Origin of the sequence: Allobosea thiooxidans (assembly GCF_900168195.1) — a bacterium.
GTDB classification, from domain to species: Bacteria; Pseudomonadota; Alphaproteobacteria; order Rhizobiales; family Beijerinckiaceae; genus Allobosea; species Allobosea thiooxidans.
The window spans coordinates 65,886-84,488 of the sequence record NZ_FUYX01000010.1 but is presented as its reverse complement, the minus strand read 5'-3'; the positions used below and the strand labels follow the sequence as shown (position 1 = coordinate 84,488).

At 68.6% G+C, this 18,603-nt stretch carries 20 protein-coding genes; 7 read left to right on the top strand and 13 right to left on the bottom strand.

Going from position 1 to position 18,603, the window contains the following annotated elements:
* Nucleotides 1-5: 5 nt before the first annotated feature.
* The 4 genes from B5Y19_RS17720 to tkt all read right to left on the bottom strand — a co-directional run bounded on the left by B5Y19_RS17720 (nucleotide 6) and on the right by tkt (nucleotide 4,328).
* Entirely contained in the window at nucleotides 6-581 is a 576-nt protein-coding gene (locus B5Y19_RS17720) for a putative glycolipid-binding domain-containing protein (RefSeq protein ID WP_055728053.1), read from the bottom strand.
* The gene (locus B5Y19_RS17715; RefSeq protein ID WP_055728052.1) at nucleotides 581-1,066 is read right to left on the bottom strand and encodes a hypothetical protein; all 486 of its coding nucleotides are present in this window, start codon (nucleotides 1,064-1,066) and stop codon (nucleotides 581-583) included. The genes B5Y19_RS17720 and B5Y19_RS17715 overlap by 1 nt, the downstream gene beginning before the upstream one ends.
* A 67-nt stretch (nucleotides 1,067-1,133) precedes the next feature.
* Nucleotides 1,134-2,144: a type I glyceraldehyde-3-phosphate dehydrogenase gene (gap, locus tag B5Y19_RS17710; protein WP_055728051.1), complete on the bottom strand. Its 1,011-nt coding sequence runs from the start codon at nucleotides 2,142-2,144 to the stop codon at nucleotides 1,134-1,136.
* A 186-nt stretch (nucleotides 2,145-2,330) separates the two neighbouring features.
* Nucleotides 2,331-4,328 carry a transketolase gene (gene tkt, locus B5Y19_RS17705; protein WP_055728050.1) on the bottom strand — a complete coding sequence of 666 codons (1,998 nt, stop codon included), beginning with the start codon at nucleotides 4,326-4,328 and terminating at the stop codon, nucleotides 2,331-2,333.
* Between the two features lie 335 nt (nucleotides 4,329-4,663).
* Here tkt and B5Y19_RS17700 point away from each other — a divergent pair, with 335 nt between their 5' ends.
* From B5Y19_RS17700 to B5Y19_RS17690, 3 genes are all read left to right on the top strand, one after another.
* A complete protein-coding gene (locus B5Y19_RS17700) occupies nucleotides 4,664-4,975 on the top strand; it encodes a DUF4164 domain-containing protein (RefSeq protein WP_342060160.1) in 312 nt (103 codons plus the stop codon).
* 132 nt (nucleotides 4,976-5,107) lie between these two features.
* Nucleotides 5,108-5,476, top strand: a complete 369-nt coding sequence (locus B5Y19_RS17695) for a cell division protein ZapA (protein WP_055728049.1) — start codon at nucleotides 5,108-5,110, stop codon at nucleotides 5,474-5,476.
* 10 nt (nucleotides 5,477-5,486) lie between these two features.
* A complete protein-coding gene (locus tag B5Y19_RS17690) occupies nucleotides 5,487-5,984 on the top strand; it encodes a nucleoside/nucleotide kinase family protein (protein WP_079591869.1) in 498 nt (165 codons plus the stop codon).
* A 97-nt stretch (nucleotides 5,985-6,081) separates the two neighbouring features.
* On the opposite strand, the gene pal is transcribed toward B5Y19_RS17690, so the two are convergent.
* Nucleotides 6,082-6,597: a peptidoglycan-associated lipoprotein Pal gene (pal, locus tag B5Y19_RS17685; RefSeq protein ID WP_079591868.1), complete on the bottom strand. Its 516-nt coding sequence runs from the start codon at nucleotides 6,595-6,597 to the stop codon at nucleotides 6,082-6,084.
* A gap of 354 nt (nucleotides 6,598-6,951) precedes the next feature.
* On the opposite strand from pal, the gene B5Y19_RS17680 reads away from it, so the two are divergent.
* On the top strand, nucleotides 6,952-9,825 hold the full coding sequence (locus B5Y19_RS17680) for an autotransporter domain-containing protein (protein ID WP_176168653.1): 2,874 nt from the start codon (nucleotides 6,952-6,954) through the stop codon (nucleotides 9,823-9,825).
* A gap of 89 nt (nucleotides 9,826-9,914) precedes the next feature.
* Here the strand turns inward: B5Y19_RS17680 and B5Y19_RS17675 are convergent, their stop codons facing one another.
* From B5Y19_RS17675 to tolQ, 5 genes are all read right to left on the bottom strand, one after another.
* Nucleotides 9,915-10,367: a DUF2721 domain-containing protein gene (locus B5Y19_RS17675; RefSeq protein ID WP_055728046.1), complete on the bottom strand. Its 453-nt coding sequence runs from the start codon at nucleotides 10,365-10,367 to the stop codon at nucleotides 9,915-9,917.
* A 113-nt stretch (nucleotides 10,368-10,480) separates the two neighbouring features.
* Complete coding sequence (tolB, locus tag B5Y19_RS17670; protein ID WP_079591893.1) at nucleotides 10,481-11,818, bottom strand: Tol-Pal system beta propeller repeat protein TolB; 1,338 nt, start codon at nucleotides 11,816-11,818, stop codon at nucleotides 10,481-10,483.
* Nucleotides 11,819-11,823: 5 nt separating this feature from the next.
* Complete coding sequence (gene tolA, locus B5Y19_RS17665) at nucleotides 11,824-13,032, bottom strand: cell envelope integrity protein TolA (RefSeq protein WP_079591866.1); 1,209 nt, start codon at nucleotides 13,030-13,032, stop codon at nucleotides 11,824-11,826.
* A gap of 27 nt (nucleotides 13,033-13,059) precedes the next feature.
* The gene (locus B5Y19_RS17660) at nucleotides 13,060-13,509 is read right to left on the bottom strand and encodes an ExbD/TolR family protein (protein ID WP_055728044.1); all 450 of its coding nucleotides are present in this window, start codon (nucleotides 13,507-13,509) and stop codon (nucleotides 13,060-13,062) included.
* Between the two features lie 11 nt (nucleotides 13,510-13,520).
* Entirely contained in the window at nucleotides 13,521-14,231 is a 711-nt protein-coding gene (tolQ, locus tag B5Y19_RS17655) for a protein TolQ (RefSeq protein WP_055728043.1), read from the bottom strand.
* 345 nt (nucleotides 14,232-14,576) lie between these two features.
* On the opposite strand from tolQ, the gene B5Y19_RS17650 reads away from it, so the two are divergent.
* Nucleotides 14,577-15,134: an ATP-binding protein gene (locus B5Y19_RS17650; RefSeq protein ID WP_079591865.1), complete on the top strand. Its 558-nt coding sequence runs from the start codon at nucleotides 14,577-14,579 to the stop codon at nucleotides 15,132-15,134.
* A gap of 160 nt (nucleotides 15,135-15,294) precedes the next feature.
* A complete protein-coding gene (locus tag B5Y19_RS17645; RefSeq protein ID WP_079591864.1) occupies nucleotides 15,295-16,230 on the top strand; it encodes a YobF C-terminal domain-containing protein in 936 nt (311 codons plus the stop codon).
* A 73-nt stretch (nucleotides 16,231-16,303) separates the two neighbouring features.
* Here the strand turns inward: B5Y19_RS17645 and B5Y19_RS17640 are convergent, their stop codons facing one another.
* The 3 genes from B5Y19_RS17640 to ybgC form a co-directional block, all read right to left on the bottom strand.
* Nucleotides 16,304-16,762 carry a DUF2852 domain-containing protein gene (locus B5Y19_RS17640; RefSeq protein ID WP_055728041.1) on the bottom strand — a complete coding sequence of 153 codons (459 nt, stop codon included), beginning with the start codon at nucleotides 16,760-16,762 and terminating at the stop codon, nucleotides 16,304-16,306.
* 96 nt (nucleotides 16,763-16,858) lie between these two features.
* Nucleotides 16,859-17,515 carry a TetR/AcrR family transcriptional regulator gene (locus B5Y19_RS17635; RefSeq protein ID WP_055728040.1) on the bottom strand — a complete coding sequence of 219 codons (657 nt, stop codon included), beginning with the start codon at nucleotides 17,513-17,515 and terminating at the stop codon, nucleotides 16,859-16,861.
* A 55-nt stretch (nucleotides 17,516-17,570) separates the two neighbouring features.
* On the bottom strand, nucleotides 17,571-17,975 hold the full coding sequence (gene ybgC, locus B5Y19_RS17630; protein WP_055728039.1) for a tol-pal system-associated acyl-CoA thioesterase: 405 nt from the start codon (nucleotides 17,973-17,975) through the stop codon (nucleotides 17,571-17,573).
* Nucleotides 17,976-18,080: 105 nt separating this feature from the next.
* Here ybgC and B5Y19_RS17625 point away from each other — a divergent pair, with 105 nt between their 5' ends.
* Complete coding sequence (locus B5Y19_RS17625) at nucleotides 18,081-18,593, top strand: hypothetical protein (RefSeq protein WP_055728038.1); 513 nt, start codon at nucleotides 18,081-18,083, stop codon at nucleotides 18,591-18,593.
* The last annotated feature ends 10 nt before the right edge of the window (nucleotides 18,594-18,603 follow it).

The following is an 18,603-nucleotide window of genomic DNA, read 5'->3' as shown; positions in this document are numbered from 1 at the left end:
CTCTCTTATCGGATGCGTTCGAACAGGCTGGGATAATCGACGACGAGGCCGTCCTCGTCGACAGGCAATTCGGCCTCGAAGCTGCCATCGGCCGCCTGGTAGCGGAACAGGCGCGGGGCGAGGCAGGTATAGGTCTGCCGGTCGAGACGCGGCACGAAATCATCGAAGGGGATGTAGAGCATCGCGAATGTGCGGCTCTGGCCGATCTCCCAATGCTCCCGCCGGATGGGCAGGGTATTGGTGAAGGCCGAGCCTTGCAGATCGATGTCGATGCAGTCGTCGAAGGCGGCAAGGTGCTCGCCGAAGACATCACGCCAGACGCCGTCGCGCCTTTCCAGGAAGACGCGCCGGCCGTCGGTCGCGGCAATGGTGACGGCGGTTACGGCAAAGTCGGTGCCGCAGTCGATGGCATAGGAAACGCCGTAGGGCTCGCCACCGCCGCGCTCGCCGATGACCACGGCCTCGGCGCGGAGGCCGTCAGGCGTGCTGCGTAGCGTGAGATGTTCCAGTCCGGCGCCCTCGACCGGCCGCCAGCGCAGGCTGCGCGGCACGGCGAGGAGGGCGGCGTCCCGAAAGCCCATTACGGCAGCAGCCCCCCGAACAGGCCGGGCACGCCGAACTTGAGCACCAGGATGGTGAGCAGGACGGTGAGGACGGCCGTGACGATGGCGGTCATGAACAGCGTGCCGGTGCGCGGCGTCGCGTCGATGCGGCCGCGCAGGGTGGCGATCTCGCCGCGGATCGAGGCGAAGTCCATGGTGCCGGCGGCGGCGTCGACCTTGTGGGCGCTGCGCTCCAGCGACGCCTCGGCGCGGGTCAGGACGGCCTCGTAGCGGGCGAACTTTTCCTCGATGCGGGCCGCTTTCTCCTCGATGCGTGAGAGCTGGTCGAGCTGGCGGGGATCGGGCTTGGCGGATTCGGCGGCGGCCGGCGCCGCGGAGCCGACGACGAGGGCGGGAGCGGCCGGCGTGGGCGCGGCTCCGGTCTGGCCGAAGGCCGGGGGCGGTGTCACGGCGGGCGCCTCGGCAGGTGCCGGGGGCGTGACGGTCGGCTCGATCTTGGCCATAGGCTCTCCGTGGTGGAAGGATATGGCGGGGCGGGCCGTCGAGGGCCGCCCCGCTTTCCGCGATGGATCAGAGCAGGGCGCCCATGGCGACGGCGGTGTCGCTCATGCGGTTCGAGAAGCCCCATTCGTTGTCGTACCAGGACAGCACGCGCACGAACTTGTCGTCCATGACCTTGGTCTGGTCGAGGGCGAAGGTCGAGGACGCCGGGTCGTGATTGAAGTCGATCGAGACGTTCGGCTGGTCCGTGACGGCGAGGATGCCCTTGAGCGGGCCGCGCTTCGACGCCTTGATGATGGCCTCGTTGATCTTCTCGACCGTGGTTTTGCGCTTGGCCAGGAACTTGAAGTCGACGACCGAGACGTTCGGGGTCGGCACGCGGATCGAGGTGCCGTCGAGGCGACCCTTGAGGTCGGGGATGACGAGGCCGATCGCCTTGGCGGCGCCGGTCGAGGTCGGGATCATCGACATCGCGGCGGCGCGGCCGCGATAGAGATCCTTGTGCATGGTGTCGAGCGTCGGCTGGTCGCCGGTATAGGCGTGGATCGTGGTCATGAAGCCCTTGTCGATGCCGACGGCGTCATGAAGCACGCGCACGACCGGCGCGAGGCAGTTCGTGGTGCAGGAAGCGTTCGAGACCACGACATGGTCCTTGCTCAGGGCCGTGTGGTTGACGCCGTAGACGACCGTGAGGTCGGCGCCGTCGCAGGGGGCCGAGACCAGCACGCGCTTGGCGCCGGCGGCGAGATGGGCGCTGGCCTTCTCCTTGCTGGTGAAGAAGCCGGTGCATTCCAGAGCGATGTCGACGCCGAGCGCCTTGTGCGGCAGGTCCTTGGGATCGCGGATCGCGGTGACCTTGATCGGGCCGCGGCCGACATCGATCGTGTCGCCGGAGACCGTCACCGTGCCGGGGAAGCGGCCATGGACGGAGTCGAAGCGGAAGAGATGGGCGTTGGTCTCGACCGGGCCGAGATCGTTGATCGCCACGACCTCGATGTCCTTGCGCTTCGACTCGATGATCGCGCGCAGAACGTTGCGCCCGATGCGGCCGAAGCCGTTGATCGCTACCTTGACCGTCATAATCTTCCTCTCCTTCGCCGAGCGAACCGGCGCAGCCGTCGCTATCCACGCGGGCAATTCGGCCAAAGCATGGCCGAACGCAAGATAAAAACCGTCATTGCGAGGAGCGTAGCGGCGAAGCAATCCAGGGCCGGCAGAGCGCTACGTCCCCCTGGATTGCTTCGCTCCGCTCGCAATGACGGGTTGTCAGGCGTTGTGCTTCTTCATCGCGGCGTCGGCGATCGCCTCGGCCGTGATGCCGAAATGCTTGTAGACGTCCTTGTAGGGCCCGCTCGCCCCGAAGGAGTGCATGCCGACGAAGGCGCCGTCATGGCCGATCACCGCATCCCAGCCGAAGCGCACGCCCGCCTCGACCGCGACCTTGACCGGTGCCGAGCCGATGACCGCCGCCTGGGTCGCCTCGTCCTGCTGCAGGAAGAGCTCCAGCGAAGGCACGGAGACGACGCGGGCGCGCACGCCCTTCTCGGCGAGCAGCTTGCGGGCGGCGACGGCGAGCTCGACCTCGGAGCCCGAGGCGAAGAGCGTGACCTGGGCCTTGCCGCCCTCGGCCGCGAGCAGCTCGTAGGCGCCGGCCGCGGAGCGGTTCCTGGCCGAGGCGTCCGTGCGCAGCTGCGGCAGGTTCTGGCGCGAGAGCGCCAGAACGGTCGGCCCGTCGGTGCGCTCCAGAGCGGCCTGCCAGGCCTCCGCGGTCTCGATGGTATCGGCCGGGCGGAAGACCCGCATGTTCGGCATGGCGCGGAGCGAGGCGACCTGCTCGACCGGCTGGTGGGTCGGGCCGTCTTCGCCGAGGCCGATCGAGTCATGGGTCATGACGTAGACGACCGGCAAGCCCATCAGCGCGGCGAGCCGCATCGAGGGGCGGGCATAGTCGGCGAAGACCAGGAAGGTGCCGCCGCCGGTGCGGAAGCCGCCATGCAGCGTGATGCCGTTCATCGCGGCGGCCATGCCGTGCTCGCGGATACCGTAGCGGACATAGCGGCCCTTCGGGGTCTTCGGGGTGAAGTCCTCGGCGGCCTTGGTGCGGGTGTTGTTGGAGGGCGTGAGATCGGCCGAGCCCATCACCAGCTCGGGCATGACCGCGGTGATGGCTTCCAGCGCCAGCTCCGAGGCCTTGCGGGTGGCGACGGCCTGCGGCGCGGCGATCAGCGCCTTCTTGTGGGCGAGGATCGCCTTGTCGAGCTTGGCCGGGACGGCATGGGCGAGGCGACGGTCGAACTCGCCGCGCTTGCGCTCGGATAGGGTGGCGAAGCGCTCGTTCCAGTCCTTGTGCGAGGCGGCGCCGGCCGCACCGAAGCCGCGCCAGGCCTTGAGCACCTCGGCCGCGACCTCGAAGGCGCCGCCGGTGATGCCGAGCTTCTGCTTGGCGGCGGCAAGCTCCTCGGCGCCGAGCGGCTCGCCATGGGCCTTGGAGGTGCCGGCCTTCTTCGGGGCGCCGAAGCCGATCACGGTCTTGCAGGCGATCATGGTCGGCTTGTTCGACTTCTGGGCGCGGCGGATCGCGGCCTCGATCGCCTCGGGATCATGGCCGTCGACGCGCTCGGAGCGCCAGCCGCAAGCCTTGAAGCGGGCGACCTGGTCGACATTGTCGGTGATCGAGAGCGGGCCGTCGATCGAGATGCCGTTATCGTCCCAGAGCACGATCAGCTTGTTGAGCTTCTGATGGCCGGCAAGCGCGATCGCCTCCTGGCTGATGCCCTCCATCAGGTCGCCGTCGGAAGCCAGCACATAGGTGTGGTGGTCGACGACCTTCTTGCCGAACTCGGCGGCGAGCATGCGCTCGGCCATCGCCATGCCGACGGCGGTGGCCAGCCCCTGGCCGAGCGGGCCGGTGGTGGTCTCGACGCCGGCCGTCATGAAGTTCTCGGGGTGCCCGGGGGTCTTCGACTCGAGCTGGCGGAAGGCCTTGAGGTCGTCGAGCGCCATGCCCGGCGAGCCGGTGAGATAGAGCAGGGCGTAGAGCAGCATCGAGCCGTGGCCGGCCGAGAGCACGAAGCGGTCGCGGTCCGGCCAGCGCGGATCGGCGGCGTCGTACTTCATCACGCGGGTAAACAGCACCGTGGCGATGTCGGCCGCGCCCATCGGCAGGCCGGGATGGCCGGACTTGGCCTTCTCGACGCCGTCCATCGCCAGGCCGCGGATGGCGTTGGCGAGCTTGTCGTGCTGGGCGCGGTCGATGGTGGTCATGATGATCTCACTGGGCTCCGTCTGGGGCGGGAGGGCCGGCGCCTGTGCGAGGCAGGCATGGTCGGATCGGGATTGGATGCAGGCATGCCCGGCCGGGCTTCGGAAGGACCGGTGGATTAGGCCCGGCGCGCGCGGGGAGTCAATTCGTTACGGCCCGGTTTTGCCGCTCCTGCGGCCATCGCGCGCGGTTTTCCGCAGGTGCCGCTTCAGCCGGAAAGGGCAAGCCCTTGCGGCAGCGTGGTTCCGGCCTGCGGGCGATTCCGGTTTTCCCACATTCTGCTGTAGATTCAGCGACGAATCGTGAGGGCCGACTTCGATCTGAAAGGAGAGCGACGGTGGCGAGCCTGATGCTGGACAATGCGCTGGCGCGTCTCGACGGCGCGCTGGGACAGCTCGAGGCGGCGGCGCGCCGGCGGATCGAGGCCGAGCGCGGCCGGGGCAATCTCGAAACCGAGCTCGCGCTGATGCAGGACGACCGGGCGCGGCTGGCGGCCGACCTCGACGGCGCCATGGCGCGGCTCGGACATGTCGAGACCGCCGCGGCAGATGTCGACCAGCGGCTGCAGCGGGCGATGAACGTGATCAGCGCCGTGATCGACCGGGTGCAGGCGCAGCAGCCGGCGGAGCCCGAACACGAGGCGAGCTAGAGCACGCGCCGATCGGATTGCATCGCAATCCGATCGGATCACGCGTTCTCTATCGATACCGAGAGACGGATTCACCGGTCAGGTTGAATCGACCTGATCGGGTCCGGCTCTAGAGCAGGAGCAGGAGAGCGGATGCCGCAAGTCAACGTCATGATCGCCGGCAAGGCCTACCGCATGGCGTGCGGGGAGGGCGAGGAGGCCCATCTGGAGGGGCTCGCGCGGTTCTATGACGAGAAGATCGGCGAGATGCGGGAGGCCTTCGGCGAGATCGGCGACATGCGCCTGCATGTCATGGCGGCGCTGATGGTGGCCGACGAGGTGCATGAGCTGAAGAAGCGCCTGGCGAAGCTGGAATCGGATCTCGCCGCGACGCAGGGCGATGCCGGCGCCGCCGACCAGCGGCTCAGCGAGGTCGAGGACCGGGCGGCAGAAGCGCTCGTCGCGGCGGCCGAGCGCATCGAGGGCGTGGCGAAGAGCCTGATCCCGCAGCCGGCGGGCTGAAGCCGGCCGGATGCAACGCTGCGCGATCTTCCTCAGCGGGCCGATCGGCGCGGGCAAGACCACGCTCGGCCGGGCCCTGGCCGCGCGGATCGGCGGTGCCTTCATCGATGGCGACGACCATGCCGACCCCGATCTGCCCTGGTATGGCTCCATCCTGCGCACCAGCCGCTCGGTGGTCCGGACCGGGCTCTCGCTGCTCGCGGAGCGCCCTTATCTCGTCGTGGCCTACCCGCTCGGCTGCAGCAGCTGGATCTTCTATCGTCGCCATTTCGGCGATGCCGGCATCACGCCGGTCTTCATCAGCCTGCGCGCCTCCTATGAGGGGATCGTCGATGCCGGGCGTGGGCGGGTCTTCGATGCCGAGGAGCTCGCGCGCATCCGCGTGATGCTGGCGGAGGGCTATGGCGAGCGCGGCTTCAGCGACCTGATCGTCGATACCGATCGGCACTCCTTCGAGCGGACGCTCGACGATCTCGTCGCCGGGCTTAGACGGTACCTGCCGATCTGACCGGCGCTCGCCCTGCCGCTCCGCGGCCAGTCGGACGAAAAGGAAAGGCCCCGGACGGTCCGTCCGGGGCCTTTCCTCATAACCGTCGCTATCCGGATCAGACGCCCGGGGCGCCGCCGGCACCGTCCAGCACCGTCACGGAGCGGCGGTTCTGCGACCAGCAGGAGATGTCGTTGCAGACCGCGACCGGGCGCTCCTTGCCGTAGGAAATGGTGCGCATGCGGTTCGAGGGGATGCCGCGCGAGGCGAGGTAGTCGCGCACCGTCTGGGCGCGGCGGGCGCCGAGCGAGTAGTTGTATTCGCGGGTGCCGCGCTCGTCGGCGTGGCCTTCGACCGTGAAGGTGTAGCGCGGATAGCGCTGCAGCCACTGGGCCTGCTTGTCGAGCGTCGAGACGGCGGTCGAGGTCAGATCGGTGGAGTCGGTCTCGAAGAAGACGCGGTCGCCGACATTGACGACGAAGTCCTGCGCGCTGCCCGGCGTCGCGGCGCCGCCGGCGCCGAAGCCCGAGGCGTCGGCGTTCTGGTCCTTGGCGCAGGCGCCGAGCGCGAGCGTGGCAGCGATGGCGGCGGCGAAACGGACGGCGCGGCCGCCGGCGAAGAGATGGGTCATCATGGCTGAACTCCGGGCGATCAAATCTTTTGGCGGCGCGCTTCGAGGACGGCTTCGCGTGCTCCATCAATGAAGCGTCAACCTAAACGAGACCTTGCCAGAACAAGGCGAAGTGGCGGCATTAGGGCGTATGGTTAACCAATCATGGCGAAAGGCGCCTGAGGTTCTTGCTGTGACCGGGGCGACACAGCCGGGCGCAGCCCGATGGCGTGCAGGCGGCTGCGGCATTCGCTGATCGCAGGGGGCGGTCCCGCAAAATGCGGCCGGATTGTGTTGACGGGCGGGAGGGGGCCGGGGAAAGCTGCCGCCCCGGCAGGTTCCGAACCGGTCGCTCCGATTCCCCCGTCCGAGGCCCCCTTGCGATTCCCGGCTAAGCCTACCGTCGCCGCCCTGATGCTGACGACGGCCCTGACCAGCGCGGCTGCCGCCCAGTCCGGCGGCTTGCTGACCGATCCCGCGACCTGGCGCACGCCCGAATACCGGGCGCAATGGGGGCTCGACTACATCAATGCGGCGCAGGCCTATGCCCGCGGCGTCGATGGAACGGGCGTCGTGGTCGGCATGATCGAGACGGGCATCGCCTCCACCTCGCTCCGCGAGCTTCTGGGCCGCTATGCCGGCGGTTATGACTATGTCCAGAAATCTGCCTCCGCGCCGCCGGAGGACCACGCTGTCGGCGTCGCCTCGGTGATCGTCGGCAACAGGGACGGCATCGGGATGCATGGCGTCGCACCCGGAGCGACGCTCGTCGGTCGCGGCGTCGGCGGGGGAGCGGACCCCGACCCGTCCTACATGGTCCGCGCCGTCAGCGACGTTCTGGGGGCCGGCGCCCGGATCATCAATGTCAGCTGGGGCACATCCTGGCCGATCACCGGCGTGACCCGGCAGGACATATTGAAGTTCTTCCCGCAAGAATTAGGCGCCTATCGCGGTGCGGTGGGATCGGGCGCATTGATGGTCTGGGCGGCCGGAAACGATATGTCGAGCCAGCCGAACATCGAATCCGGCCTGCCCCATTTCTTCCCGGAGCTGGAACGAGGCTGGCTTGCCGTGGGAGCGCTCGGACCCGATTACATGCCGGCCTACAGCAACCGGTGCGGCGTCGCGAAGAACTGGTGCCTGGTCGCGCCGGGGGGCGGAATCGGCTGGGAGTGGGATCCGGGCCTCGGCGATTTCGTCTGGAAGGGCGTCGACGACGGCATCCTGGTCGCCACTCCGGATGGCGGTTACGAAAAGACGCTCGGTACCTCCTTCGCCGCGCCGCATGTCACCGGCGCGGCGGCGCTGGTCTGGCAGATGTTCCCGTTCTTCAGCGCCGACCAGGTGCGGCAGACCCTGCTTGGCACAGCTTTCGACGTCGGCGCGCCGGGCGTCGACGACATCTTCGGCTACGGGATTCTCGACGTCGGCAAGGCCGTTGCGGGGCCGGGCCGTTTCGACTGGGGCGATTTCGTCGTCGAGCAGCCGGGCGGCACGGCCTTCTTCCGCAACGACATCGTCGGGGCGGGCGGTCTGGTGAAGCGCGGCGCCGGCGAGCTCGTGCTGACCGGACACAGCAGCTATGCCGGCGCCACCCGGGTCGAAGGCGGCTTCCTCTCGGTGATGGGCAGCATCGCCTCGCCGACCAGCATCGCGCCGGCCGGCGTGCTGGCCGGTACCGGCCTGATCACCGGCAAGGTCGACAATGCCGGCACGGTCTGGGCGGGCGATGCGCGCGGCATCGGCACGCTGACGATCAACGGCAACTATGTCCAGCAATCCGGCGGCATCCTGATGCAGCAGCTTTCCGCCGCCGGCGGGCTGAACCAGCTCGCCGTCAGCGGCACGGCGAGCCTGGCGGGCTGGGTCGGGATCAGCGGCCAGCCAGAACTGCTGCCGCGCGAATTGACCATGCCGGTGCTCACCGCCGGCCAGGGGCTGACCGGCCGGTTCGACGGCGTCGCGGGGCCGTTCGGCGACGGCTCGGCGCCGTTCATCCGGGCGAGCCTGCGCTATCAGCCGAACGCGGCCCATCTCGACATCCGCACCGTTCCCTTCGACACGCCCGGCATCTGCGCCTCGGCCAATCAATGCGCGGTCGCGGCCGGGCTCGAACACGGCCTGGCCGGAGCGAACGCCGATCTGCGCGGCGTCGCCGGGTTGCTGCAGGCGGCCGGCACGCAGGAAGGGGCGCGGCAGGCGCTCGCCAGCCTGTCCGGCGAGAGCCTCGCCAGCCTGGGCACGCAGGCGCTCGGCGGTTTCGCCCCCTTCGGCGGCATGATCAGCCAGCGTCTCAGCGCCCTGCGCAGCGGCCAGGCCGCGCCGACGAGCTCGGGCCCGGCGCTGGCCTATGCCTCAAGCGGCAGCCGCAGCCCGGTGGCGGCGATGCTGATGCAGCTCCCGGCGGAGGCCTCCGCGCCGGCGAACACGGCGTGGCTGCGCGGCTATGGCCTCTCCGGCAGGCTCGGTGGCGACCTCAATGCCGGCGGGGGCGACTATCGCGGCGGCGGCGTCATCGGCGGCGTCGACCGGCAGTTCACCCCGTCCTTCCTGGCCGGCATCAGCGCCGGCTTCGGCAGGACGGACACCGATTTCCGGAACTTTTCCGGCAAGGGCGCGATCTCGGCCTATGAGGCGGCGCTCTATGGCAGCTATGGCAGCGGCAATCTGCGTCTCGACGGCATTCTCGGCTATGCGCGCCTCGGCTTCGAAAACCAGCGCAGCATCGGCTTCGGCGGGCTCTCGCGCCAGGCCAGGGCCGATTACGACGGCGATCGCTTCACCGCCGCGCTGGAGGGCGGCTACGGCTTCGATCTCGGCTGGGGAACGGTCGAGCCGCTGGCCGGGCTGCGCTACACCTATCTGCGCCAGGACGGTTTTGCCGAAACCGGCGCGGACGGTATCGGCCTGACAGCCGGCAGCCAGACAGCGCAGAGCCTGCTGGGCAGCGTCGGCCTCAAGCTGGCGAAGACCTTCGACCTTGGCGGCAGCCAGGTCGCGCTCGAAGCCCGCGCCCAATGGCAGCACGAATTCCTCGACACCGGCATGGTGATCGACGCCGCCTTCGCCGGGGCGCCGGCCGCGACCTTCGCGGTGCGCGGCGCGGAGATGGCGCGCGACAGCGCCGTGCTCGGCCTCGGCGTCTCGGCCCGGGCGGGGGACAAGCTGACGCTGTTCGCCGGCTATGACGTGCGGCTCAACGCGGATGCGACGAGCCATGCGGTGACGGCGGGGCTGCGGGCCTCCTGGTGAGCCCGCAGGTCGCCGTCATGAAAGAGGGCGGTGAGAGCGAGGGCAGGGCGGGAGCGTGAGGTCACCCGGCGAAAACCATCGCAGGAAAATCAGTCCTGTCCCGCAGCCGTTCGCGCCATTTGCATCTGCCGCAACATGTTCCGGGCAGAAATCAGCAGCTCAACCAGGAAGGCGGCAAGCGAGCCGATCAGCAAGACAATGGCGCCGCCAAAGAACCAGAAGACATTCTCTTCGCGGAGACCGAACTGCAGCGCTCCTGCGAGAAGGTTCAGGATCGCTCCGCCCGTGCAAAACCCTGCCGCCACGCCCATGACCAATGCGATCTCGAGCGCGAGCACGCGTCGGCGCAGATATGCGAGCTGCAGGAGCGACATCCTGTTCTGTTCGCCCCGCTCTGCGACATCGTTCAGCCGGTCCGAAACCCTGCCGAGACGCATCGCGAAGATGTTCACGAAGCCTGCCGTGCCCGCCAACAGGAAAACGGGCGCAAGGGACGTCTGGATGATGGAGGCAAAGTCCCGAACGACGGTTGGCGTGTCCATGCGTGTCCTCTACTGCGGGCCCGTTCAGGCGTTTCGACGCCTGCCGCCCAATAGAGAAGCCGTCCGGCGGGACCAGACGGCTTGTTTTGTCATCGAGCGAGGTCGCGTGGGCCTCAGCGCTGGCCGCTGAGCAGCGGCGACCAGGTCGGGTCGGAGGCGAAGGCCGGGGTCGGCACCGGCACCTCGACGCGGCCGGTGATGTCGACCATGTAGAGCTTGCCGCCGGACTGGCCGCCGGGATCGCGGAAGAACATGATGTACTGGCCGTTCGGGGCCCAGTTCGGGGCCTCGTTGTGGAAGCCCTCGGTCAGGATGCGCTCGCCCGAGCCGTCGGGGCGCATCACGCCGATGGCGAAGCCGCCGCCACCCTGACGGGTGAAGGCGATGAGATCGCCACGCGGCGACCAGGAAGGCTGCGAATAGCGGCCCTGGCCGAAGGAGATGCGCTGGCCCTCGCCGCCGCCGGCCGGCATCACATAGAGCTGCTGCTGGCCGCCGCGGTCGCTCTCGAAGACGATGCGCGAGCCGTCCGGCGCGTAGGAAGGCGAGGTGTCGATCGCCGCCGTCGAGGTCAGGCGCATGGTGGTGCGCGAGCCGATGTCGATGGCGTAGAGATTGGCGTTGCCGCCCTGCTGCAGCGAGAGCACGACGCGCTGTCCGTTGGGGGCGAAGCGCGGGCTCGAGCTCATGTCGGGGAAGTTGCCGACGATCTGGCGCTGGCCGGTCTCGATGTTGAGCACCTGGACGCGCGGCTGCTCGCCCTGGCGCTGGGACATGAAGGTGACGTCCTGCGAGACCGGCGAATAGCGCGGCGTCACCACCGAGACGTCGCCATTGGTCAGGTAGCGCACATTGGCGCCGTCCTGGTCCATGATGGCGAGGCGCTTGCGGCGCGTCTCCTTCGGCCCGGATTCGTCGACGAAGACGACGCGGGTGTCGAAGAAGCCGCCAAGGCCCGTGACCTTGGTGAAGATCGCGTCCGAGATGATGTGGCCGACGCGGCGGCTGTTGCTCGGATCGGTGAAATATTGCTGCCCGTCGGTCTGGGTGCCGGTCGCGACGTCCCAGAGCCGGAACTCGGCGCGGATGCGGCCGGCCTCGCGGGCGACGCGGCCGGTCACCAGCGCCTGCACGCCGGCTGCCCGCCAGGCGTCGAATTGCGGGGCGGCGTCGAAGGGCGGATTCCGCTCCGGGAAGCGCGCCTTGTCGATCGGGTTGAAATAGCCGCAACGCTTCAGGTTGTTGGTGATGATGCCGGAGACGAGCACGCCGCCCTCGCCGCCGAAATCGGCGATGGCGATCGGCATCGGCTGGAAGGCGCCGCCGCGCAGGTCGATGACGAGCTCCGCCTTGGCCGCAGCGGGGATCATCAGGGCGGCGCCGGCGGTGGCCAGCAGGCGGCGGCGGGTGGGCGCAGCCGTCAGGAAGGGGAGGGGGATACGGTCGATCATCGGGGTCACATGACGTCCCTTGCGTCGAAATTGACGACGACATCGCGCCAGTCGTCATAATAGGCGGCGAATTGAGCCGGAATGCGCAATGGAGCGCAACGGCGGGTGGCGGTCAGCGCCGAATCGGCGGCGACGCGGAAAAGCGGATCGGAGGAGGAGTTGATCACGCCGGGCTGCGCCGCGAGCGAGCCGTCCGTGTTCAGCTTCATCCGGACCGAGGGGACGATGTTGGCGTTGCCCTGGGCGTTGGCGAGCGCGATCGGCACGTTCCAGCACTTCATCAGCTGGTCCTGGATGATGCCGATCAGCTGGGCCCGCAGCGAGGGGCTGAGCTTCTGCGACGCGCCGCGCTCGGTGCCGAGCGAGGCGGTGCGGTTGATCTGCTGTGCCGAGGAGCCGGAAGACTGCGCCTTCTCCTTCGACTGGAGCAGGCGGGCGATGTCGTTGGCGTTGAAGTTCTTGGCGATCTCGGCCTCGCGCTTGGCCTTGGCCTCGGCCTCCCTCTTGGCCTTGGCCTCGGCGGCGAGCTTCGCCTTCTGCTCGGCTTCGGCCTTCGCCTTCGCCGCCGCCTCGGCGCGCTCCTTCGCTTCCTTCTCAGCTTCCGCCTTGGCGAGGGCCTCGGCCTTGGCCTTGGCTTCAGCCGCACGCTTGGCGGCCTGCGCCTCGGCTTCCGCCTTGGCCTTGGCGGCGGCCTTCGCCTCCTCCTCGGCCTGTTTCGCCTTCGAGGCTAGCTCCGCCTCCTCGGCGAGCTTCGCCAGTTCCTCGCGCTTCTGCTCGGCTTCGCGCGCGGCGGCGGCCTCGCTCTTCTGCGGCGGCTGCTTGGCGGGCTCGGGCGGCTTGGCCTCTGGCTTCGGCGCTTCGGCCGTGCGCGTCGGCGGCAGCGGCGCGGAGGCGTTGTCGTCGGCCGTCTTCAGCTCCGGCGGGCGCGAGGGCGGGGCAGGCGCATCGGTCTTGGCCTCGCCGGCCTCCTTGCGCTCGACGACCTCCGACTGGCGCTCGGCGCGCGGGGTCGGCTGCGCTTCGACCTTCTCGGCGCTGCGCTCGCCACGGGTGACCTGGTTCAGCGCGTTGGGGTCGACGAGCTCGACGGCGATCGCCTCCTCGTTCTCCGGCAGCGGCGCAGGCGACGAGAACACCAGCAGCCCCGCGACGAGGACCGTCGCGTGGCCGAGTGCCGACACCAGCATGCCAGGTTCGGAGGTCGAAAGCTTCACGCCCTGAACATCCCTACTTTACAGGCCTCAGCGGCTCGCCGGTTCGGTGACCAGCGCAACCCGCTTGAAGCCGGCCGAGGTGATGGTCGACATCACCGAAGCCACCCGGCCGTAATCCACCAGCTTGTCGCCGCGCACATAGATGCGCTCGTCGAAACCCTGCTTGGCGAGGCCCTGCAGCTTGGCGACGAGATCCGGCTCCAGCGTCGGCTCGTCCTGCAGGAAGATCTGTCCCTTGCTATCGATCGCGATGGTGACAGGCTTCTGATCGACATTGATCGGCTTGGCGCCGGTCTGCGGCAGGTCGAGCGGCACGCCGGTCGCGATCAGCGGCGCGGCGACCATGAAGATGATGAGCAACACCAGCATGACGTCGATGAACGGCGTCATGTTGATCTCGGCGATGGCGCCGTGGCGGCGCCCACGACGGCCCCGGCGGCCCGAACCCTTGCCGGCAGTGGCGGCGGACATCCCCATGTTTCAGCTCCTCACGCGGCCATGCGCTCGTCGATCTGCCGCGACAGGATCGCGGAGAACTCGTCGGCGAAGGCCTCGAGCCGGCCCTGCGCCTTGGCGACCTCGGCCTGGAGCTTGTTGTAGGCCATCAGGGCGGGAATCGCGGCGAAGAGGCCGATCGCGGTGGCGAACAGCGCTTCCGCGATGCCGGGCGCGACGACCGCGAGCGAGGAGTTCTTGGAGACCGCGATGGCGGTGAAGGAATGCATGATGCCCCAGACCGTGCCGAACAGGCCGATGAACGGGGCGGCCGAGGCGATGGTCGACAGCACGAGCAGCTTCGATTCGAGCCGCTCGGTCTCGCGCTGGATGGTGACGTCGAGCACCTTGTCGATGCGCTGGGACAGGCTGGCGACCGAACGGCCGCCATTCTCGAAGGAGCGCTTCCATTCCCGCATCGCCGCGACGAAGACGGCGGCCATGTCGTTGACCGGCTTGCTGGCGAGGTCGCGATAGAGCTCCTCGAGCGAGCGGCCGGACCAGAACACCTCCTCGAAGGCGTCCATGTCGCGGCGCGTGCGGCGATAGAGCAGCGTCTTGTCGATGATGATCGACCAGCACCAGATCGAGGCGCCGATCAGGCCGAGCATCACCAGCTTGACGACGATATGGGCATGCCAGAACAGCGTCCAGAACGACATGTCGATCTGCGGCGCGGCCTGCGCAACGTCGGCGGGGTTCATCCTGTCATCCTTCTACCCAGGCGGTACGCCGATGGCCCGAACCTTCCAGGCTCGAGCCCCCGGTCCAAACCCCGCCGCTCGCGTCGCGGGAGACCCACGCCGCCGCCCGTTTCGCGATCCGGGGAAATGCCGTATCCCGTCAATCGCGCGCGAATCCGGCGAAAGATGGGCCGAAACGGGGTTTCCCGCGAAACATGCTCCGCACTGAGTTAAGCCTCCGGCAAGGTTAATGTCGGGTATACGCCGGAAATCGCGACATTCCGGAAATGGCTGGCGAGGGGCCGAGGGCATGACCGAAGACATGGTGGTGCGCTCCCCGCTCCGCCGCGATGCGAGGTACGCGACATGAACCAGACGGGCGAGATCCTCATCCTGACCGGGGCACCCGGCTCCGGGAAAACCACGGTGGCGCAGGCGCTGGCTCGACTGCCCGGCTCACCGAAGGTCCATCTCCATTCCGACGATTTCTGGCACTTCATCAAAAATGGGGCGATCGAGCCTTATCTGCCGGAAGCCCACGAACAGAACCGCATCGTCGTCGACGTGCTGGCGCAGGCCGCCGAGGGTTATGCCCGCGGCGGCTACTTCGTCATCGTCGATGGAATCATCGGGCCGTGGTTCCTGACTGCCTTCGAGCGGATCCCCGCGGTCGTCCATTACGTCGTCCTGCGGCCGGCACTCGACGAAGCCATCCGTCGCTGTCGGGAGCGTGGCGGGAACACGCTGACCGATCCCGGCCCGATCGCGGAGCTCCACAGGCAGCTATCGTCGCTCGGCTCCCTCGAACGGCACGCCTTGCCGATCGACGCCCATAGCCGGGAGGACACGCTCGGCGCGGTGGCTGCCGCCATCCGCAGCGGAGGCTTCCGGCTGACATATCGAGATGCCGCCCCGACCGAATGAGAGGGGGCGGGCCTTCCGTCGCCTCGGCCAAAGCGCTCTCCGATGGAAAGCGAATGCATCGTCCCCGGCCGACGATGTGTCCCGTATCCGAGGCCGTTGACAAATATTTTCAATTTGCAGATCTGTTCACGCCTTCGATCGCGGAGGTGAAATTAAATTCATGAATTACATTCCCTATATCGGCTCTGGTCCGTATTGTTACGCCAATTCATTTTCGATGATGTTCGGGGCGGCGTCGTTTTCTCCCGCCGTCATTGAATTTTCGACCGGAAGTCCTTTCGGCATGCAGCTGCTAGGGGGCGGGCTTCCGTTCTTCGATCCCTATGGCTGGGACCCGGAGGCGGGTTTCGACGATGCCCTCGCCGCCATGGGCTGGACCTCGTCCGTCCTGCGAGGCGGCTCCGAAGCTGAGGCGCTTTCACGACTCGCGAAGGCTCTCGCCGAGGGGCCGGTCTGGGTTGGCCCGGTCGAGATGGGGCATCTGCGCCACCAGCCGAACATGCGGGGGGCGATCGGAGCGGATCACTATGTCGTCGTGCTCGCCATCCGCGACGGGCTGGTCGAGATGCACGATCCGAAGGGCTATCCGCATGCAACCTTGCCGGTGGCCGATTTTATGGCTGCCTGGCGGGCCGAGACGCTCGATTACGGCCAGCCCTTCACGATGCGGACGGAGTTCCAGCGCGTCGAGGTGGTCTCGGAGGAAGAGGCGATCCGGCGGGCGCTGCCCGCGGGCATTCGCTGGCTCGCCATGACCGGAGACCTTCGGCCGCCAGCGGGGACCCGCGGCAACGAGGATGCCGCGCTGATCCTGGCGGAGCGGATCGCGGCCGGATGCGACGACGATCTGAGGGGGCACCTCATCCATTTCGCGGTGCGCGTCGGCGCGCGGCGGGCCGCGGATGCGGCGCATTGCCTGGTGCGCATCGGTCTCGACGCTGCGGCGGGGATCATGGCGCGCCAGGCGCGCCTGATCGGGGCCTTGCAGTACCCGCTCGTCGCGCAGAAGGACGCCGCGGCCGCCGCGCATCTGCGCGCCCTGGCGCCGAGCTATCGCGAGCTTCTCGCGGCGCTGGAACGGCCTGCCGCTTCCTGAGCGACGGCCGCCGGACACGCAAAGGCCCGCCCCGGAAACCGGGGCGGGCCCATTCTGACGATCAGCGATGCGCTCAGGCCGCGTCGGGCTGGGCCGGGGGATTGGCCGGCGGCTGGTTGCGGCGCTCATTCATGAACTGGTCGAACTCGGCCTTGTCGCGGGCCATGCGCAGACGGCCGAGGAAGTCGTGGAACTCGCGCTGCTCGTCCTCGAGCCGGCGCAGCGTCTCGGCGCGGTACTCGTCGAAGGCGCGGTTGCCGCTGGAGGGGCCGCCGCGGCCCCAGCCGCCGAAGCCACCGCCGAAGCCACCCTCGCGGCCGGCCATGCGCTCACGCAGACGGTCCATCTTGCCCTGAAGGCGGCTCATCCGGTGCTCGTAACGGTCTCCTGCGTATCCACAACCCATGCGTCCACTCCAGAAAAGAAAGGCCAGGGTCGCCAGACCCAGGGGCCAGAACACGATGAAGCCGAGAACCGCGAAGGCGATCCAGGCTCCCTTCCCATATTCGTCCAGCTTCTCGACGATCGGCATTGCTCCCTCACCATCAATGAACGTGAATGTAAATCACATTTACATAGATGCGCCTCACTCCCCGGGTTGTCAAGAAGCGGGCCAGCGGAAAAGGAATCAGTCGGGCTTGGAAGGGCCGCCGCGGCCAATGCCGAGGCCCTGGAGGTAGATCAGCGTGCCGGCCTCGAGCAGGTCGGCGGCCGACATCGGCAGGGGGCGGCGGCCGCCATCGGCGCGGCCGAACAGGGCGGCGATGCCGTGCGACATCGCCCAGATATGCAGCGCCATCATCAGCGCGGGGGGGCGCTTGCCGGGCGGCAGCTGGGCGATCAGGGCTTCGGACGCCTGGCGCAGGCCGGCGAAGGCCCGGTCGGCGGCGGCGCGCAATTCCGGGCTGGCGTCGAGCGGCACGCCCGCCTCGAACATCGCCGAGTAATAGGCCGGCTCGTCATGGGCGAAGGCGAGATAGGCGCGGCCCAGCCGGTGGAATGCGGTTTCGGGGTCGGGCTGCCCCTGGTCCCAAGCCCGCGATAAGGTTGCCTCGAAGGCCTGGAAGCCGCGCGCGGCGACATCGGCCAGCAATTCGTCGCGATCGCGGAAATGGCGATAGGGCGCGGCCGGGCTGACGCCGGCCATGCGCGCAGCCTCGGCGAAGGTGAAGCCGTTCGGGCCCTTCTCGCCGATCAGCCCGAGTGCGGCCCGCACCAGCTCCTCCTTGAGGTTGCCGTGGTGATAGCCGCGGGGCTGTTCCGGTCTGTCGCGCTTCCAACTCATGTAACGAGCGCTAACATGCCGGGCGGGCCGGCGTCGATGGGCACGCGCGGCATCGTCAATCGTCGAGCATCAGCCGCTTGCGCAGCCCGTCCGGGATGCGCCGGGCCCGGCCGCCACCGACGCAGGCGACCACGACCTGCGCGGCGATCAGCACCTCCTCGCCGCGCAGCACGCGCTGCTCCAGATCCATGGTGGCGCCGCGCGCCTCGACGCAGCGGGTCTCGACGGTGAGGAGATCGTCCATCACGGCCGGGCGCAGGAAGTCGATCGTCATCTTGCGCACGGCGAAGCCGAGCGCGGTCTCGCCGTCGAAGAGTTCGCGCTGCTCGACGCCGAGCGCGCGGATCAGCTCGGTGCGCCCGCGCTCCATGAAGCGCAGATAGGAAGCGTGGTAGACCACGCCGGAGAAATCGGTGTCTTCATAATAGACGCGGACAGTGATCTGATGAGGGCTGCTCATGGCGGCCGGAATATAGGCCGGAGCTCCCGCGAGCAAATCGCCGCGGGAACAAATCGATGTCGAACGCATAGTCGAAGGGCGGACAACACCACCAGGGAGGTATCCATGTCGCTATCGGCCAAGGCACTCACGCGGCTTCTCGACAAGGGCGAGCTCGACCTCGTCGCGCGGACCCGGCGCGGCAAGCTCGCATCGGAGAACGACAAGGATCTGCGCGATCTCGCCGGCAACCTGCGCGAGCGGCGCAACCGGGCCCGCGATCTTGCCCGCCAGCAGCGCCGCGAGTTCCGCGGCAAGGCGCCGCCGCAAGGCCAGAAACCGGCTTCGGACAATCACGGCACGAAGGCCAAGGCCGATGCCCTGACCGTGGCGTTGAAGCGCGTCGGCGCGGAGCAGACGCGCCGCGCCGAGAAGCTGCGGGCGCCGAGCCAGCGCAGCCTGGCGCGCAAGGCGCTCGCGCTGAAGCAGCGCGAGCGCGCACTGGAGCGTCCCAAGAGCCGCACGGCGGGCAAAGGCATGCAGCCGGTCGAGAATGCGAAGGCGGCCAAGTCCGGTGCGCTGAAGGATGCCGGCGCCCGCCCGGCGATGATGCGCGCGAAGATCGCCCGCCAGCCGTAGCGGCGCCTGC

Excerpts from the sequence above, each read along its gene's own strand:
- B5Y19_RS17720 (WP_055728053.1), bottom strand. The coding sequence starts at position 581 with ATGGGCTTTCGGGACGCCGCCCTCCTCGCCGTGCCGCGCAGCCTGCGC.
- B5Y19_RS17715 (WP_055728052.1), bottom strand. The coding sequence starts at position 1,066 with ATGGCCAAGATCGAGCCGACCGTCACGCCCCCGGCACCTGCCGAGGCG.
- gap (WP_055728051.1), bottom strand. The coding sequence starts at position 2,144 with ATGACGGTCAAGGTAGCGATCAACGGCTTCGGCCGCATCGGGCGCAAC.
- tkt (WP_055728050.1), bottom strand. The coding sequence starts at position 4,328 with ATGACCACCATCGACCGCGCCCAGCACGACAAGCTCGCCAACGCCATC.
- B5Y19_RS17695 (WP_055728049.1), top strand. The coding sequence starts at position 5,108 with ATGCCGCAAGTCAACGTCATGATCGCCGGCAAGGCCTACCGCATGGCG.
- B5Y19_RS17690 (WP_079591869.1), top strand. The coding sequence starts at position 5,487 with ATGCAACGCTGCGCGATCTTCCTCAGCGGGCCGATCGGCGCGGGCAAG.
- pal (WP_079591868.1), bottom strand. The coding sequence starts at position 6,597 with ATGATGACCCATCTCTTCGCCGGCGGCCGCGCCGTCCGTTTCGCCGCC.
- B5Y19_RS17675 (WP_055728046.1), bottom strand. The coding sequence starts at position 10,367 with ATGGACACGCCAACCGTCGTTCGGGACTTTGCCTCCATCATCCAGACG.
- tolB (WP_079591893.1), bottom strand. The coding sequence starts at position 11,818 with ATGATCGACCGTATCCCCCTCCCCTTCCTGACGGCTGCGCCCACCCGC.
- B5Y19_RS17660 (WP_055728044.1), bottom strand. The coding sequence starts at position 13,509 with ATGGGGATGTCCGCCGCCACTGCCGGCAAGGGTTCGGGCCGCCGGGGC.
- tolQ (WP_055728043.1), bottom strand. The coding sequence starts at position 14,231 with ATGAACCCCGCCGACGTTGCGCAGGCCGCGCCGCAGATCGACATGTCG.
- B5Y19_RS17650 (WP_079591865.1), top strand. The coding sequence starts at position 14,577 with ATGAACCAGACGGGCGAGATCCTCATCCTGACCGGGGCACCCGGCTCC.
- B5Y19_RS17645 (WP_079591864.1), top strand. The coding sequence starts at position 15,295 with ATGAATTACATTCCCTATATCGGCTCTGGTCCGTATTGTTACGCCAAT.
- B5Y19_RS17640 (WP_055728041.1), bottom strand. The coding sequence starts at position 16,762 with ATGCCGATCGTCGAGAAGCTGGACGAATATGGGAAGGGAGCCTGGATC.
- B5Y19_RS17635 (WP_055728040.1), bottom strand. The coding sequence starts at position 17,515 with ATGAGTTGGAAGCGCGACAGACCGGAACAGCCCCGCGGCTATCACCAC.
- ybgC (WP_055728039.1), bottom strand. The coding sequence starts at position 17,975 with ATGAGCAGCCCTCATCAGATCACTGTCCGCGTCTATTATGAAGACACC.
- B5Y19_RS17625 (WP_055728038.1), top strand. The coding sequence starts at position 18,081 with ATGTCGCTATCGGCCAAGGCACTCACGCGGCTTCTCGACAAGGGCGAG.